The organism is Halorussus ruber (assembly GCF_004765785.1).
GTDB lineage: Archaea > Halobacteriota > Halobacteria > Halobacteriales > Haladaptataceae > Halorussus > Halorussus ruber.
On sequence record NZ_SBIT01000009.1, the window covers coordinates 295,356 to 311,582 of the forward strand.

The window sequence follows — 16,227 nt, forward strand, 5'->3', positions numbered from 1 at the left end:
CCCGACAAAAAACGAAACGACGAGTCGGTCGCCTGATTCAACTGCTGGTCTGGCACTTCGGACTACAGTACCCGTTTTCCGCGGCGTTCGCGCTCTCGTGCGCCTTGAACTCGTCACCGCAGTTGTCGCAGGTGTAGGTTTCGAAGTCCGACATTGCGGCGGGCGATTGGGTCGCCGAAGCCAAAAATTTCTCGTTCCGAAACGTTCAGGCCGGTGGGACAGGTAGCCAGACCGATGAGCTACCGAGTCTGTCGCGCCGAGACCGACGCCCAGCAGGCCGACGCCCTCGAAGTCCGCCGGGCCGTCTTCATCGAGGAGCAGGGCGTCCCCGAGTCGCTCGAAATCGACGGGAAGGACGACGAATCCGTCCACGTCGTCGCCTATCAAAATGGAGGGGAGGGTTCGACCCCGGTCGGCGCGGGCCGCCTGCGCGAGGTCGAGGAGGGCGTCGGGAAACTCGAACGCATCGCGGTGCTGGAACCCCACCGCGGGAACGGAATCGGGAGCGACCTCGTCGCCGAACTCGAAGCCGTCGCCGACGAGCGCGGCCTCTCGACGCTCACGATGCACGCCCAGACCCCTGTCGAGGGGATGTACCGGAGTCTGGGCTACGAGACCACCAGCGGCGAGTTCGAGGAGGCCGGGATTCCCCACGTCGAGATGGAGAAGTCGCTATCCTGAACGCTAGTTTTCGGCGGTGCTGACCGCAGAGTCTACAGTTCTATTCGGCGAGACTCCCGCCCCGTTCGACTCCACGGCAGTCCCGTTCGACCCGACTGCCGTGCCGTTCGGCGGGGCCGTCACGTCTCGCTCGCCCTCGTGGTCCGCCAGCCACTGGCGATACGTGTCGGGGGGCACGACGACGCGGGTCCGCATCCGGGCGTGGCCCGCGCCGCAGAACTCCGCGCAGTACCCGCGGTACTCGCCGGTCTGGAGGACTCTCGTCTTGATTATCGTGTCGTTGCCGGGGAACACGTCCTGCTTGAGGCCGAGTTCCGGCACGTACATCGAGTGAAGCACGTCGGCCGACCGGAGTTCGAGCGAGACGTTCCGGTCCCGCGGCACCACGAGGAGGTCCTGCGTCGTCAGACTGGCCTCCTCGTATTCGAACTCCCACTGATAGGCCAGCGCGTCCACGGTGACGTCGTTCTCCACCCGCGACTCCTCGGCCTCGGGGGTCGGCGTGATGAACGGACTGGTGAGGACGGTGTACGCCGCCACGCCGACGAACACGAGGACGATGCCGGTGGCGACGGTCCACGTGATTTCGAGCGCCGGGTCCTCGGCGGTCGGTTCCGGGTTCTCGTTGTCCCGAAACCGGACGACGGCGTAGACGAGGATGACCTCCACGAACAGCGTCAGCGGGAGCGCGACGTAGAGCAACTGGGTGTTCAACTGGTCGATGAGGTTCCGGTTGACCGACTGGGCCGCCGCTGGCGTCGCAAGGCCGACGAGCAGTCCGAGGACTGTCCACGCTACCACCCCATGTCGAATTCCGAGAGCCAGCGACTCGCCACCGACCCGAACGCCCCCTCGCTCGACCGACTCGACGCCGAGGACCTCTCGCCCGCCGAACGCCGCGCCATCGAAACGGCGCTCGAAGACCCCGGCCGCGAGGCCGACGTTCGCGGGGCGTCGCCGAACCGCGAGGCCTTCGAGCGGGGCGCGCTGGTCGAGTACGAGGAGAGCGTGCAGTACGTCACCGTCGTCTCGTGAATCGAGTGCCTCGGCGTGGACCCGCTGTTGCTCCCGCTGGGACTCGTCGCCATCCTGCTGGGCGTCGCCGGTATCCTCACGCCGCCAGCCTACCGGCGGTTGCTCGCCAGCGAGACCGACTCGGGGAGTCGGTGGATTCGGTGAAGAATCAGAATCCCACGACCGCGCCGACGTACAGCACCGCCACGAGGAGCAGTCAGACCGCGTCCACGAAGTGCCAGTACAGCGAGACGGTGGAGACGGAAGTGTCCCGGTCCGGACCGTACTGACCGGCGAGCGCCAGCGTGACCCCGGCGTAGAGCAGTCCCGCGCCCGCCGCGCCGACGAGCGGTCAGCGACTCCGCTCGTGGTGGTCGGTGTCTTCGCCGCGGTCCTCCGGTCGCTCGGTGCCGTGCGCGTCCCCTGCCCCCATCACAGTCTGGTGACGAGCGCGAGCGACAAAAGTTCGAGTGTGGTCGGCGGCGGTCGGCGGCGGTCGGCGGCAGTCGGCAGTCGCGTGAGCTTTTTGCTGGCCTGCGTCGTGGGCAGGATGTGAAGCTCGTCCTCTGCGGGCCGCCGGGCGTCGGCAAGACCACCGTCGCCGAGCGACTGGCGAGGAGACTGCGAAAAGCGGGCCGCGAGGTCCGCCTCCTCCACTCCGACGACTTCTCGCGGAACACCTACCACCAGATGTACCAGCGCGTGACCGAGGCCGACCCCGACACCGACTGGATTCTCGACGGCACCTTCTTCGAGCGCGAGTGGCAGGACCGCTTTCTGGCGCTTCCGGACGCGCACCTGGTCTATCTCACCGCGAGTCTGGAGACCGCGCTGGAGCGAAATCGAACGCGGGAGAACTCGATTCCCGAGAGCGGCGTGCGGGCGATGCACGGGCGGTTCGAGCCGCCGGAGAATCCGGATTTGGCGCTGGACACCGAGGAGTTGTCGGCCTCCGAAGCGGCGGATGCCATCGGGAGGTATATCCTTACTTGGTTTTAGGACAACTATACGTTTCTTTAGAAATTGGTTTCATTTCTTTATCGAGAGATGTGCCCAATTTGCCAACCGGGCTAGCGTTCGCAAGCGAGCGGTTCGGAGAACCCAAGCGCAGCGATTCACCGCGAGCGAACGAACGTGAGCGAGCGGACCAAGGAATCCCTCGAAAGCGCGCCGGAGGCGCGCTTGAGGGGGTGACGAAGTGGTTTTGGTCGAGCTTTTACCAGCGAACGACTTGCGAGCCGGTGGCTCCCAAGTCGTGAGTGCAGTAAAAGGTCGTAGCACGGGCCGGAAGGGATTTGAACCCCTGACCGTCTGATTAAGAGTCAGACGCTCTCCCTAACTGAGCTACCGGCCCAATGCATCCCATCCTTGCCGTGGGTTACGTAAATACGTTTCCGTTTCGCCGAACTGTTACGGCTTTCGATTCGCGTCGAAATCGGGCGAGGGCTATCCGGTCGCGTCCGGGCGCGGTCCCCGAAATTCCGGCGACGGACGGCTTCGGGAACATTAAGTGTGGCCCGAAACTACGCCACAGTATCATGAGCGCCGGGATTACCATCTCCTCTATGTCCGACTACGCCATCTTGGGCTGTGGTAGCGTCGGGCACGCTGTCGCCGAGGAGCTAGTGGAGCAGGGCAAGGACGTACTCATCATCGACCGCGACGCCGACCGCGTCGAAGCCCTGCGCGACCAAGACCTCAACGCTCAGACCGCCGACATCCGCGAGGAGGACCTCTACGAGACTATTTCCGACAACGAGGTCGTCCTCATCATGGCCTCCGACGTGGAGGCGAACAAGGAGGCCGTCCGGAACATCCGCGAACACGACGGCGAACAGTTCATCGTCGTGCGCGCGAGCGACCCGGTCTCCGAGGACGAACTCACCGACCTCGGCGCGGACGTGGTCATCAACCCCTCGGAGGTCATCGCCGACTCGGCGCTTCGGGCGCTCGAAACCGGCGAGTTGGAGTACAAGGCCCAACAGCTCGCCGAGGTCTTGGAGGGGACCGACGACCAACTCGCCATCGTCACGCACGACAATCCCGACCCCGACTCCATCGCCAGCGCGGTGGCGCTCCAAGCCATCGCCGACACCCTCGGCGTCGAGGCCGACATCCTCTACATCGGCGACATCGGCCATCAGGAGAACCGGGCGTTCGTCAATCTCCTCGGTATCGAACTGTTCCCCTACGACGAGGCCGACGTGGACGACTACGACACCATCGCGCTGGTGGACCACGCCAAGGCGACCGAGGCCACCTTCGACCAACCGGTAGACATCTTCATCGACCACTTCGAGCCCGACGAGGAGTACGAGGCCGAGTTCGTGGACATCCGGCCCTCGGTGAGTTCGACCTCCACCATCATGACGAAGTACATTCAGGAGTTCGACCTCAACGTCAGCGAGGAGGTCGCTACCGCCCTGCTCTACGGCATCCGGGCCGAGACGCTGGACTTCAAGCGCGACACGACCCCGGCGGACCTCACCGCGGCCGCCTACCTCTACCCCTTCGCCAACCACGACACGCTCGAACAGGTCGAGTCGCCCTCGATGTCCCCCGAGACCCTCGACGTGCTGGCGGAGGCCATCACCAACCGCGAGGTGCAGGGGAGCCACCTCGTGAGCAACGCTGGCTTCATCCGCGACCGTGACGCCCTGACCCAAGCCGCCTCCCACCTGCTGAATCTGGAGGGCATCACGACCACCGCGGTCTTCGGCATCGCCGACGACACCATCTACCTCGCGGCGCGCTCGAAGGACATCCGGATGAACATCGGCAAGGTGCTACAGGACGCCTTCAGCGACATCGGCGAGGCCGCGGGCCACTCGACGCAGGCCAGCGTCGAGATTCCGCTGGGCATCTTCACCGGCATCGAGACCACCGACGACAACCGCGACACGCTCCTCTCGCTGACCGAGGAGGCCGTCAAGCGCAAGCTCTTCGACGCGATGGGCGTCGAGAGCGGCGAGGGAAGCAACGGGAGCTAATCAGTTTCGCGGATTCTCTGGAGACTTCTCGGCGCTCAATTTTGCTCGACTGTCGAATCTGCGACGTTCCCGACTTTCTGACTTTCCTGTCCGGCGCGCGGGAGTGCGCGCAGAACTGCGCGCACTCCTCGTGCGAGGTCTCGCTGAGCGTAGCGAAGTGAGGCTCGTCAGAGCTTGCCTCTGACGGTGGACGAGTGAGCGACTGAAAGGAGCGAGCGAGGAGGCTGGGGAGGTGTGAGGTCCGCGGTCGCGGTGCGGGGCGGTGCCGTGCGGAGCGGTTGCGGTGACTCCTCGGCTCAAGCCTGAAGCTAACTCCTCGATGCTTTCGTTGGTTGTTTCGGGACCGACCGGACGACCACCGAAACAATCCGACAACCACCGAAACGACCAGACGACCACCGAAACACCCCGACAACCACCGAAGCAACCCGACAACCACCGAAACCGACTGCCCGAATCTCGAAGACAGAAACGAAATGCAGACGTGGTTACCTCGCCGCACCTCGATACCTCGCCAGTTCGGCCGCCAACTCCCGGTTCTTCAGCAGGAGGAACCCGACCACCACGACGCCGAAGCCCGCCAGCGTCGAGGGATACACCGCCTCGTCGAGCAACCACCACCCGACCGCGACCGAGACCACCGGCACGAGGTACGAGACCAGATTCACCTCCAACGGGCCGAACCGCGCGAGCAGGTCGAAGTAGACCACGAAGCCGATACCGCTGGCGAACACCGCGAGGTAGCCGACCGCGAGAAGCGCCGCGGGGTCGAGGCGAACCGCCGCAGTCTCCTCGGCGATGGCGGCGCTCAGGCCCGCCTGCATCGTCGCGCCGAGGGCCATCGCCCATCCCGTCAGCGCGACGGTGGGCATCGGCGGGGAGACGCGCCGGACCAGCACCGTGCCGACGGTGACGCTCAGCGCGGCGGCGAAGACGAGCGCGGGGCCGAGGACGCCACTCCCGAGATTCGCAGGGTCGGGTCGGACCGAGATGGCGACCCCGAGAAACCCGACGACCAGTCCGAGCGCGCCGCGCCGTGAGAGGCGCTCGTCGGGGAGGAGGACGTGCCCGACGAGGACGGTGAGAATCGGAATCGCGCTGAAGACCACCGCGGCGATGCCCGCCGTGGTGTAGCGCTGGCCGACGAAGGTGAGGCCGCTTCCGCCGATGAAGAAGACTCCTCCCGCCAGCACCGCCAGCCAGTCGGCCCGGGTGCGGGGTCGCCAGTAGTCGGTCGTGGCGAGGGCGTACCCCAGCAGGAGCGCGGCCGAGGCGGCGTAGCGCACCGCCGCGAGCGCCAGCGGCGGGAGGTAACGCAGGCCGACCTCGATTGCGGGGAAGGCCCCGCCGAACAGGAGGGTCATCAGCAGGAAGGCCGTGAGGTCTCGCGTGCGGGTCACCTCACCGGCTACGGCGGTGGCGCGGAAAGTCGTTACGTGGGTGTGGTTCCCGATAGGGACGTGATTAGATTGTTTTTGGGATTTTATTCCCTTCCTAGACAATTGTGTGCGTTTATCTGGGTGGCTTTCTGCCGAGCGACTCCAGCTTTCCGCTTTCGAGAATATGACCACCCAACCGTTTCGCTCGGTGGACCAACCGTCGTTTCCTGGCGGACTGAAAGGGCGAGCGCGGGGCGCGGTCACGCGAGCGGAGCGAGGGTGACCGCGGAAGACGCGGTTTGTCTTCCGGCGTTTACGTGGTCGTCTCCGGCGGCTCTATTCGAGCGCCGGGCGAAGCGAGGCGTGAGAATATCCGCCGGAACGACAGCGAACCGCGCGAGGGCTTTCGAAACCATCGTTTCTGGCTCGTCTACTCCTCGGACGAGTACCGACCCACGACCTGAAACGTTTGCGAGCATCGGTGCCCGACAGTTTATGGGGTCAGCGTGAGAGGTTGCCCCCAAGAAATGTCGCAGGAGACCATCGACGTGGCCGAGGTCAGCGCCGGGAAGGGAGGAACCGCTGGCGAACCCGGCGACCCCGTGGAACTGCCCGTCGTGGAGGTGCTGACCGGCCGCGCGTTCGTGACCGGTAAGTCCGGAAGCGGGAAGTCGAACACCATGAGCGTCATCGCCGAGAAGCTCTTAGACGGCGGATACCCGGTAATGCTCGTGGACACAGATGGGGAGTACTACGGCCTCAAAGAGGAGTACGAACTTTTACACGCCGGGGCGGACGAGGAGTGCGACATCCAGGTCAACCCCGAGCACGCCGAGCGACTGGCCTCGCTCGCGCTGGAGGACAACGTCCCCATCATCCTCGACGTGTCGGGCTACCTCGACGAGGACGACGGCAAGGAATTGCTGAAGGCCGTCGCCCAGCAGCTGTTCGCCAAGGAGAAGAAGCTCAAAAAGCCCTTCCTGATGGTGGTCGAGGAGGTCCACGAGTACATCCCCGAGGGCGGCGGGATGGACGAGTGCGGTCGGATGCTCATCAAAATCGGCAAGCGAGGGCGCAAGCACGGACTGGGAATCGCGGGCATCAGCCAGCGCCCCGCCGACGTGAAGAAGGACTTCATCACGCAGTGCGACTGGCTGGTCTGGCACCGACTCACGTGGAACAACGACACCAACGTCGTCGGGCGCATCCTCGGCAAGGAGTACGCCGACGCAATCGAGGACATGGGCGACGGCGAGGCCTTCCTGACGACCGACTGGTCAGAGGAGACTCGCCGGGTCCAGTTCCACCGCAAGCAGACGTTCGACGCCGGGGCCACGCCGGGACTGGACGACTTCGAGCGCCCGGACCTCAAGTCGGTCAGCGACGACCTCGTGAGCGACCTGCGGGAAATCAGCGAGGAGGAGGCCCGCCGCGAGGACGAAATCGAGGAACTCGAGCAGGAAATCCAGAAGAAAGAAGAGCGCATCACCGACCTCGAACGTCAACTCGAGGAGGCCCGCGAGATGGAGGAGGTCGCCGACAAGTTCGCCAAGGCGATGCTCGACCAGTCGCGGAACCGGCGCGCGAACCCCTACATTGACGCGGGCGAGAGCGGGGGCCGAATCGTCCGCGATCAACCCGCCGGGCAGGGTCCGGCGGACCGACCGGCGGGAGATGAACCGGCGGGAGATGAACCGGCGGGTTCGCCACCGGCCGGAGAGGGTAGCGAGCAGGCCCAGCAGGCCGACCTCGGTGGGTTTGACCGACCGGAGGCCGGAGACGCCGGGACGGAGACCGACGCCGACGAACGCACCGACGAAAGCGAAAATCGGGACCAGAACCGGAATCAGGACCGAGACGAAAATCGCGGCCCGCTCGACGCCATCCGCGAGGAGCTCGACGCACTCGAACCGGTCGAGCGCGCCATGCTGGCCTACTACCTCCGCGAGGGACCGGCGAGTCCGGTCGAGTCCCACGTCGCCGCGGGCGGGTCCGAGGACCGACAACTCGCGTACAACCACAACCGGACGCTCCGCCAGCGCGGGTTCGTCCAGCACGCCGGGAGCGGGGAGTACGTCGCGGCTCTGCCGAGTCTGCTGGCGGCGCTGACCGACGGCGAGATGGACGACGACACCCGCGAGGAGACGCTGGCGCGGGTGGCCGAGGAACTGCCGGACGTGGAGTCGGACTGACGGAAGTCGCTCGATTCGTTTCGACGGAGCCTCCTCGGCGATTTTCACGTCGTGAAAATACCGCTCGGGATTTTTATATCGAAACTGCTAATTCTCGGAACATGTTCGTTCGAGACGTGATGACGGAGACGGTCGTGACGGTCGAGAGCGACTCGTCTATCCAACAGACCGCGACGCAGATGCTTCGGGAGGACGTCGGGAGTATCATCGTGACTCACGAGGGGACGCCAGCGGGCATCGTGACGAAGTCCGACATCCTGTACGCGGGCGTCGCCTCGGGCAAGCCCTACGACCAGATTCCGCTCAGTACCGTCGTGAACTACCCCGTGGTGACCGTCGGACCGGACGCCACCCTCCGAGAGGCCGTCGAGATGATGAAGGAGAACTCGGTCAAGCATCTCCCCGTGACCGCCCACGGCGAACTGCGGGGAATCGTGACCACCACGGACGTCGCCGCCCACCATCAGCGGGCCTTCGACGACGTGTGCGAGATGAGACGGGAGTGCCGGGAACAACGGGAGCGTCGGGAACTGACGGCGATAGACCGCGACCGGCCGGTCGAATCGGACGCGGAGTCGGACGCGGGGTCGGACATCGGGTCGGACGCGGGGTCGAATACCGAGTCGGACGCCGAGGTGGACCGAGCGACGGGAGACTTTTAGGTCCGTTTCGAGTATCTATTCTCATGAACAGGTTGGCCCCGACCGACGAGAACGACGAGGAGTGGCGACTCCCCCGACACGCCTACGTCGTGGTCTACGACGAGCGCGAGACGGAACTGCTGACCATCTACGACTGCGGCGCGGCCCAGAAACCGCCCTCGGCGCAGGTGCTGGGCAATCTCGTCCGGGTGAAGGCCGACCACGAGTTGGAGAACACCGTCACCGGCTACGTCGTCCGGATGCGCGAGGAGGCCCTCCTCCGAAAGCAGGACGACGACCACTGGATTATCGAAGCGTGACCGGGGAGTGGTCCGATTCTGTCCGATACTGGCGCGGTTCTACCCGATTGTATAAGAGACGCGACTGTATCACTTCAACCGAGAGGACCAATGAGTCCTGACCCGACGCGCGCCAGAGTCCTCGCGGCGCTCGACGCGCTCGGCGGCGAGTGCGAACCGGTCACCGCGAACGAAATCGCCGCGGAACTCGACTGTTCTCGGGAGGTGGCGACCGAGGGACTCGCCGAACTGGCCGAGCAGGGCGACGTAGCGACCAAGACGGTCGGCGGGGACCGGCGGGTGTGGTGGCGGCCGCCGGACGCGGGCAGACTCGACCGGGCGCGATTCCGGTCGCTCGTGGAGGCCGTCGACGAGTACGCCATCTTCATGCTCGACCCCGAGGGGCACGTCGTCACGTGGAACGAGGGGGCCAGACGAATCAAGGGCTACGACCCCGAGGACATCGTCGGCGAACACTTCTCGACGTTCTACACCGACGAGGACCGCGAGGCGGGCGTCCCCGAGGAGAACCTCGAAGCGGCCAGAACCGAGGGCCACGTCGAGGACGAGGGCTGGCGCGTCCGGAAGGACGGCACGCGGTTCTGGGCCAACGTCGTCATCACCGCGATTCGGGACGACGAGGGGGAGTTGCAGGGGTTCGCCAAAGTGACGCGGGACATGACTGAGCGCCGGGAGCGCGAGGAGCAACTCCGACGCGAGCGCGACCAGACCGAGCGACTGCTCGAAACCTCGCCGGTTCCGATTTCGGTGCGGGACGACGACGGGAACATCGTCATCGCAAACGAGCGAACCGAAAAGCTGCTGGAGCAATCCGAGGCGGAACTCCACGGAGTGTCGTCCGTCACCTCCGAAGTAGCCTTCTACACGGCCGACGGCGAACCGATGACGGCCGACGACCTGCCGGCGGCGACGGTGCTGGAGACCGGCGACCCCGTCACCGACCGGGAACTCGTCGTCGAGAAGTCCGACGGCGAGCGCAGGTGGTTCTCGCTGAACGCCGCTCCCGTGCCGGGGCCGGACGGCGACGTCGAGCGCGTGATTACGGTCGGCGAAGACGTGACCGCGCTCAAGGAGCGCGAGCAGGAGTTGGAGACCGAACTCAGCGAGATTCTGGGGCGCGTCTCCGACGCCTTCTACGCGCTCGACGAGGAGTACCGGTTCACGCACGTCAACGAGCGCGCCGAGGAACTGCTTCAGCACTCCGAGGAGAAACTCCTCGGGAGGTCGCTCTGGGACGTGTTTCCGGAGGCCGCCGAGGAGGACGACGTGTGGGACAGTTTCCAGACCGCGATAGACACCCAAGAGCCGACCAGTTTCGAGTTGTTCTTTCCGCCGCTGGACTTCTGGGTGGAAGCGAACGTCTACCCCTCCGAGACGGGCGTGTCGGTCTACTTCCGCGACGTGACCGAGCGAGTCGAACGCGAGCAGGCGCTCGCCGAGTCCGAGCGCCGGTATCGGACGCTGGCCGAGGAGTTCCCGAACGGCGTCGTCACCCTCTACGACGACGACCTCCGGTACAAAATCGCCGCGGGGCAGGCGTTCGAGAAACTCCCCGTGTCGGGCGACGAACTCGAAGGGCGGTGTCCCCGCGAGGTGTTCGGCGACGAGGTCGGCGGGGCGCTCGAAGACGCCTTCCGGAGCGCGCTCGACGGCGAACCGACGTCGGTCGAAATCCGGTACGCCGGTCGGGACTGGATGGTCCGCGCAGTTCCGGTCTCCGACGACGGGAGCGAGGCCGTCACAGGGTTAGCGATGGCTCAAGACATCACCGACCGCAAGGAACGCGAGCGACGACTGGAGCGGTTCGCCAGCGTCGTCTCCCACGGCCTGCGGAACCCGCTGACCATCGCCGAAATCTACCTCGACCAAGCGCGCGACGGCGACCCGGCGGCCTTCGACCAAGTGGGCCAAGCACTCGAACGGATGGAGCGCATCATCCAGAACCTGCTGACGACTGCGCTGGAGGGCGAAACCACCTCCGAGCCGGAGCCGGTCGAACTCGCGGCGGTCAGCGAGGCCGGGTGGCGGAACGTCGAGACGAGCGACGCGACCCTGACCGTCGAGGACGACGGCGAGGTCGTGGCCGACGAGGACCAGCTCCAGATGGCGCTGGAGAATCTGTTCTGCAATGCGGTGGAGTACGGCGGTGACAACGTGTCGGTCCGCGTGGGTCCCATTGCGGGCGAGGGCGAACCCGGCTTCTACGTCGAGGACGACGGGCCGGGCATCCCGCCAGCGGACCGCGAGGAGGTCTTCGAGTACGGCTACACCAGCGAGAGCGGCACCGGCATCGGCCTCGCTGTCGTCCGCGACATCGTCGAGGCCCACGGCTGGGACGTGTCTGTGACCGACGGCACCGACGGCGGCGCGCGCTTCGAGATTCGCGGCGTCGAGAACGAGACGAGCGACGAGGAGTGAGGGTTCGAGGGATTTGGTGGCGTTTCGAGGCAGTCGGCTACCGCTTGGAGGCGGTCGTCCGCGCCGGACGACCGCCTCTCGAAACGGAGACTATCACCTCTCGAAACGGAGACTATCGCCCATGAAAATAAAATTATTGCTTAAAGAAACAATATTATTTTCTAAACGCGGCTACAGCGGCTCGACCAGATTCTCCAGCGCCCGCTTGGGGTCGTCGGCCTTCGCCACGCCGCTGGCGAGCAGGACGCCCTCAGCGCCCAACTCCTCGGCCGCGGTCAGGTCCTCGCCGGTCGAGATGCCCGCGCCGCAGTAGACCGGCACCGAGTCGTCCACGGCCTCGGCGGCGGCCACGGCGTCGGTCACGACGTCCGGGTCGGCCTTGCTGACCGGCGTGCCGGTGCCGATGAGTTCCGGGGGTTCGACCGCGACCGCGTCCGGGCCGAGCGCGGCGACCGCACCGATTTGGTCGGGGTTGTTCGCGCAGACGCAGGTTTCGAGGCCCGCGCGCTCGGCGGCCTCGACCGCGGCGTCGATGTCCGCGAGTTTGAGGCGGCGCTCGGAGTGGTTGACCAGCGTCCCGGTCGCGCCCGCCTCGGCGGCGGCCTCCGCGAGCGTCGAACCGGTGTGACTGCCGTACTCGACCGGGCTGACGTGCTGTGCCCACGTCTCGACGCCCGTCTCGGCCACGCGCTGGAGGTGGGCGGCCTGCGGCGCGATTGCGATGCTCGCGCCCGTCTCCTCGCTCACGTCCCTGGCGGCGGTAGCGACCTCTACGGGGTCGCAGGGGTACGCCTTGAGATTGACGACGATTTCCATACCCGAATCGACCGTCGGGCGCGACTAATAGGTTGCGAGAACGGAACAGAAAAGTACACTCCGGATAGCGAGAGGAGGACACGGTGACGGGAGTCACGAGCCGCAGGACTGGGAACTTACGAACCGCAGAACCGTCTCGGTGAACGCCTCTTGAAGCCCCCGCCCGGTCGCGGTCACGCGAGCGGAGCGAGTGTGACCTCGGCGGACGCGGTTTGTCCTCGGGCGCGAGCCGGGCGACCCCCGCATCCCACTCACGGTGGATTGGTCGGTAAAGCTCGTTCACGGTGGACTGGTCAGCCAACCTCACCCACGCCAGATGGGTCAGACAGCTATCGCGGGGCTGAGAAAAGCCGAGCGTGAGCTATGTGACCCTTCCGGACTCCCGGCAGCGGTTGTACCGCGAGGGAGCGAAGCGACCGAGCGGACCAAGCGACGACCGGAGCGTAGCGGAGCGAGGAGCGCCGTGTTTTTGATCGAGGTTTTTAGCGAGCGCAGTCGCCGTCGGCGACTGCGCTCGCATAAAAAGCTCGTCTCTAATCTTTACGCTTCACCACGTCGCCGAGCGTGTACTCGCCGGTCGAGTTGCTGCCGCTCCACTCCTCGTCGTCCGCGGAGCCGCCCGTCGTCAGCGCGATGTCCAGCTTGCGTTCGAGCTTCGTCTGGACCTCGTCGCTGGGCAGGACGTCGCCGCGTTCGAGCTTTCGGATGAGGCTGGCCTTCTCGTTGAGTTCGCTGGCGAGTTCCTCCTGACTCAGACCGGCGCTCTCGCGGGCGTTCCGGATGCGGTCGTCGTAGTCTTGAGCGATTTCGTCCATGTCGTCGAACATGTCCGAGCGCCGCGATTGGGACGAACTCGACGACGTACTCGTCGAGGAGGACGAGGAGCTACTCGACGACGAAGACGTCGAGTACTTCGTGGACGTGGAACTGGTGTCTTGGGTCTTGACCTCGGTCCCGAAGTCCGAGCAGTTGTCGCAGACGTCCAACTCGGCTCCCTCGACCTTGATGGTCTTGGGGGAGCCTGTCTCGGCACCGCACATCTCACACTGAACCATACTGGGAGGTAGTCTGTCGCCGCTCTTAAATTACACGCCGATGCGGGGGGCGGAACGACGATTCGTCCCGGACTTCGACTCCCGGTTACGGGACGCGCTCGTCGCGCTGGTCGCGGAGGAACCCGAAGCCCTGCTTTACCTCCTCGCTCCGCTCGAAGTACTTGAGAATCCGGCGGCACTTCTCGCGCGAGAGGCGCGTCTCCCTGCTCAACTCGAACAGCGAGTCTACCTCCTCGGCGACTTCGAGGAACTCCTCCATCGTGATGTGGCTGTTCGCCGGCAGGATATCGTCTAAGTCCACGTTGATGCCCGACTCGCCCGGTCTTTCATCCGTCATTACACTTCGCTACCTCGATTAGTTTCAATTCTAGCGGGCGTAAAAAAGGTATCTAAACGTCTCTCGACCGACACCGACCTACGACAGCGCCCGCCACGCGTAGTAGAATCGCTGGAGGGCGGTGAAGTGGCCCACGACTGCGAACACGACCAGCAACCACCCGACGACCGTGAATCCGGCGACCGTTCCGGTCACGACCGCCGCGAGGACGCCGGTCACGCCGATGAGCGCGAGTCGGTCGGCCCGCCCGAGGAGGCCGCCGTACACCCGGTCCAGTCCGACGGCTTGGGCCTGCGTGCCGAGGTACGAGGTCATCAGCACGCCGGTCACGGCCGCGAGGCCGAGGGCGTACCGGCCGATTCCGGCCGCCAACCCCGAGATGACCACGATGTCGGCGTAGCGGTCCAGCACGTGGTCGAGCAGGTCGCCCGCCTTCGAGTCGGTGCCGAGTTCGCGGGCCAGCGCGCCGTCCAGCAGGTCGAGCCACCCGTTCAGGAAGACGAGGAGCGACCCGGCGAGGTACCAGACCGGGTTCTGGCCGCCCAGATAGAAGGTACCGCCAGCGCCGCCCGCCAGCGCGAAGGCGACGACGCTGACCGCGTCGGGGGTCAGGCCGAGTCGGGTCGACAGGTTCACGAACGGTTCGAGCGCCCGGTCGGCGACGTGTCGGAACTGGTCGAGAGTCATAGGTACTCGACGTAGTTCACCTCGCCCGCGCTCGGTTCGCGTTCGCCCGCCACGGCCGCCGAAATCTCGTCGGCGACCTCGCCGGGCGTGCAGTCGGTGGTCTCGATCTCGTAGACGTTCTCGACGCCGTGGGCGTTGACGGCCTCCGAGAGAATCACGTCGAGGGCCTCGCTCTCGGCATTTTCTTTGGCCTTGGCCTCGGACTCGCCGCGCTCGGTGAGGCGGCGTTCTAACTCCTCGGGGTGGCATCGCAGGACGACCACCTTGTCGGCGTCGAGGTGGTGCGCGAGGTGGGACTCGACGAGGAGGTCCTCGCGGTCTGCCAGTCGCTCGGCCACCGCGTCGAGGTCGGCGACGAGGCTGTCGCGCTCGTCGTCGCGCTCGTTCCAGAGGTCCTCGGATTTGATGAGGTCGTTGAGGTGGACCACCTCCATCTCAGTGTCCAACTGCTCGACTGCCGAGGTCTTGCCCGTTCCGGGGGTGCCCGTCACCGCGACTCTCACGACGACAACACCTCGTTGAGTTCCGAGACCGCGCGCCGGGTCTCGTCTTTCGTCCCGCAGGTGATGCGGACGCACTCGGGCAGGCCGAAGGAGGAGCAGTCGCGGACGATGACGCCCCGGCGCTGGAGTTCGTCGGCGACGCCAGCGGCGTCGCCGACCTCCGCGAGGACGAAGTTGCCGTGGCTCTCCCACGTCGGCGCGTCGAGGTGTTCGTACATGTATTCCCGCGCCCACTCGGCGGTTTCGACGGTCTTCTCGGCGTGGTCGTCGTCGTCCAGCGCGGCGAGGCCCGCCCGGCAGGCGATTTCGCTCGCGGCGAAGGGGGTGTTGACTCGGGCGTAGGCGTCGGCCCATTCCTCGGGAACAACGCCGTAGCCGAGTCGGACGCCCGCGAGGCCGTAGACCTTCGAGAAGGTTCGGAGGACCGCCACGTCGTCGCGGGATTCGAGGAGTTCGACCGCGCTCGGCGCGTCGGCGAACTCGCCGTAGGCCTCGTCCACGACGACGAGGGTGTGGTCGGCGGTTCGGTCGGCAATCTCCTCGACAGCGTCGAGGTCGAACCGCTTGCCGGTCGGGTTGTGCGGACTCGTCAGGTAGACGATTCGCTCGCCGTCGTAGTCGCCGAGGACAGTCTCGGCGGTCAGCGCGAAGTCGTCGTCCTTCGAGAGGTGATACTGCTCGACCTCGCCGTGGTGGAAGCGCGCGCTCATCCCGTAGTAGGCGAAGCCGGGTTCCGGCACGAGGACGGTGTCGCCGGGTTCGAGCATGGCGCGGGCGAGGTAGTCAAGCACCCCGTCGCCGCCGTTGCCCAGCCAGACCTGCGCGGGTTCGACGTCCCACTTCGCGGCCAGTTTCTCGGTGAGGTCGGCGTGGGAGGCCTTGGGGTAAGAGTTGGCCGACCCCGCGGCGTCCTCGATGGCCTCGACCGCGGCCGGACTCGGGCCGAAGGGGTTCTCGTTCGAGGCGAGTTTCACGAGGTCGTCGGGATTCAGGCCGAGTTCCCGAGCGACCTCCTCGATGCCTCGCCCGGCCTGATACACCGTGTGCGAGGAGAGGTCCCGTGGTTCCATGTGAGAGAGGTGTGGGCGACTCGCCTTAAGAGTGCTTATAGGGAGTGTCTCCCCTCGGGAGCGCGGGGTCCGCCCCGACGCCCGGCCGGAGTTCTGTCAGACTCCGCCCAGTATACCTAAGGAA

General features: G+C 65.9%; 18 protein-coding genes and 1 tRNA gene. 10 read left to right on the forward strand and 9 right to left on the reverse strand.

Annotation, left to right across the window (positions count from 1 at the left end):
- Nucleotides 1–234 precede the first annotated feature (234 nt).
- Entirely contained in the window at nucleotides 235–681 is a 447-nt protein-coding gene (locus EPL01_RS16030; protein ID WP_135826281.1) for a GNAT family N-acetyltransferase, read from the forward strand.
- A 3-nt stretch (nucleotides 682–684) separates the two neighbouring features.
- Here the strand turns inward: EPL01_RS16030 and coxB are convergent, their stop codons facing one another.
- Nucleotides 685–1,494 (reverse strand): cytochrome c oxidase subunit II, encoded by an 810-nt coding sequence (gene coxB / locus EPL01_RS16035; RefSeq protein WP_449272274.1) that lies wholly within the window; start codon nucleotides 1,492–1,494, stop codon nucleotides 685–687.
- Between coxB and EPL01_RS16040 the strand changes: the two genes are divergently transcribed.
- The 4 genes from EPL01_RS16040 (at nucleotide 1,486) to EPL01_RS16050 (ending at nucleotide 2,694) form a co-directional block, all read left to right on the forward strand.
- Nucleotides 1,486–1,716, forward strand: a complete 231-nt coding sequence (locus EPL01_RS16040) for a DUF7979 domain-containing protein (RefSeq protein ID WP_135826283.1) — start codon at nucleotides 1,486–1,488, stop codon at nucleotides 1,714–1,716. The genes coxB and EPL01_RS16040 overlap by 9 nt on opposite strands.
- A gap of 15 nt (nucleotides 1,717–1,731) precedes the next feature.
- Nucleotides 1,732–1,860 (forward strand): hypothetical protein, encoded by a 129-nt coding sequence (locus EPL01_RS22510; RefSeq protein ID WP_281275379.1) that lies wholly within the window; start codon nucleotides 1,732–1,734, stop codon nucleotides 1,858–1,860.
- Nucleotides 1,861–1,930: 70 nt separating this feature from the next.
- Nucleotides 1,931–2,251 (forward strand): hypothetical protein, encoded by a 321-nt coding sequence (locus EPL01_RS16045; protein WP_135826284.1) that lies wholly within the window; start codon nucleotides 1,931–1,933, stop codon nucleotides 2,249–2,251.
- Nucleotides 2,248–2,694, forward strand: coding sequence for an ATP-binding protein (locus EPL01_RS16050; protein WP_135826285.1), 447 nt, complete (start codon nucleotides 2,248–2,250; stop codon nucleotides 2,692–2,694). The genes EPL01_RS16045 and EPL01_RS16050 overlap by 4 nt, the downstream gene beginning before the upstream one ends.
- A gap of 281 nt (nucleotides 2,695–2,975) precedes the next feature.
- Here EPL01_RS16050 and EPL01_RS16055 read toward each other — a convergent pair.
- Nucleotides 2,976–3,049: transfer RNA gene (locus EPL01_RS16055), tRNA-Lys, on the reverse strand.
- Nucleotides 3,050–3,233: 184 nt separating this feature from the next.
- On the opposite strand from EPL01_RS16055, the gene EPL01_RS16060 reads away from it, so the two are divergent.
- On the forward strand, nucleotides 3,234–4,685 hold the full coding sequence (locus EPL01_RS16060; protein WP_135826286.1) for a DHH family phosphoesterase: 1,452 nt from the start codon (nucleotides 3,234–3,236) through the stop codon (nucleotides 4,683–4,685).
- A gap of 488 nt (nucleotides 4,686–5,173) precedes the next feature.
- Here the strand turns inward: EPL01_RS16060 and EPL01_RS16065 are convergent, their stop codons facing one another.
- A complete protein-coding gene (locus EPL01_RS16065) occupies nucleotides 5,174–6,085 on the reverse strand; it encodes a DMT family transporter (protein WP_246045719.1) in 912 nt (303 codons plus the stop codon).
- Nucleotides 6,086–6,591: 506 nt separating this feature from the next.
- Here EPL01_RS16065 and EPL01_RS16070 point away from each other — a divergent pair.
- From EPL01_RS16070 to EPL01_RS16085, 4 genes are all read left to right on the forward strand, one after another.
- Complete coding sequence (locus tag EPL01_RS16070) at nucleotides 6,592–8,256, forward strand: helicase HerA domain-containing protein (protein ID WP_135826287.1); 1,665 nt, start codon at nucleotides 6,592–6,594, stop codon at nucleotides 8,254–8,256.
- Nucleotides 8,257–8,357: 101 nt separating this feature from the next.
- Nucleotides 8,358–8,918 (forward strand): CBS domain-containing protein, encoded by a 561-nt coding sequence (locus tag EPL01_RS16075; protein ID WP_135826288.1) that lies wholly within the window; start codon nucleotides 8,358–8,360, stop codon nucleotides 8,916–8,918.
- Nucleotides 8,919–8,941: 23 nt separating this feature from the next.
- Nucleotides 8,942–9,217, forward strand: a complete 276-nt coding sequence (locus tag EPL01_RS16080) for a hypothetical protein (protein ID WP_135826289.1) — start codon at nucleotides 8,942–8,944, stop codon at nucleotides 9,215–9,217.
- A 90-nt stretch (nucleotides 9,218–9,307) separates the two neighbouring features.
- The gene (locus tag EPL01_RS16085; protein ID WP_135826290.1) at nucleotides 9,308–11,635 is read left to right on the forward strand and encodes a PAS domain S-box protein; all 2,328 of its coding nucleotides are present in this window, start codon (nucleotides 9,308–9,310) and stop codon (nucleotides 11,633–11,635) included.
- A gap of 171 nt (nucleotides 11,636–11,806) precedes the next feature.
- Here EPL01_RS16085 and tpiA read toward each other — a convergent pair whose 3' ends face one another.
- From tpiA to hisC, 6 genes are all read right to left on the reverse strand, one after another.
- Nucleotides 11,807–12,451 carry a triose-phosphate isomerase gene (gene tpiA / locus EPL01_RS16090; RefSeq protein ID WP_135826291.1) on the reverse strand — a complete coding sequence of 215 codons (645 nt, stop codon included), beginning with the start codon at nucleotides 12,449–12,451 and terminating at the stop codon, nucleotides 11,807–11,809.
- A 533-nt stretch (nucleotides 12,452–12,984) separates the two neighbouring features.
- Entirely contained in the window at nucleotides 12,985–13,506 is a 522-nt protein-coding gene (locus EPL01_RS16095; protein ID WP_135826292.1) for a multiprotein bridging factor aMBF1, read from the reverse strand.
- A gap of 85 nt (nucleotides 13,507–13,591) precedes the next feature.
- Nucleotides 13,592–13,843: a hypothetical protein gene (locus tag EPL01_RS16100; RefSeq protein ID WP_135826293.1), complete on the reverse strand. Its 252-nt coding sequence runs from the start codon at nucleotides 13,841–13,843 to the stop codon at nucleotides 13,592–13,594.
- 78 nt (nucleotides 13,844–13,921) lie between these two features.
- The gene (locus tag EPL01_RS16105; RefSeq protein WP_135826294.1) at nucleotides 13,922–14,530 is read right to left on the reverse strand and encodes a CDP-alcohol phosphatidyltransferase family protein; all 609 of its coding nucleotides are present in this window, start codon (nucleotides 14,528–14,530) and stop codon (nucleotides 13,922–13,924) included.
- A complete protein-coding gene (locus EPL01_RS16110) occupies nucleotides 14,527–15,033 on the reverse strand; it encodes an adenylate kinase family protein (protein WP_135826295.1) in 507 nt (168 codons plus the stop codon). Before EPL01_RS16110 ends, EPL01_RS16105 begins: the two co-directional genes overlap by 4 nt.
- Nucleotides 15,030–16,103 carry a histidinol-phosphate transaminase gene (gene hisC / locus EPL01_RS16115; protein ID WP_135826296.1) on the reverse strand — a complete coding sequence of 358 codons (1,074 nt, stop codon included), beginning with the start codon at nucleotides 16,101–16,103 and terminating at the stop codon, nucleotides 15,030–15,032. The genes EPL01_RS16110 and hisC overlap by 4 nt, the downstream gene beginning before the upstream one ends.
- Nucleotides 16,104–16,227 lie beyond the last annotated feature (124 nt).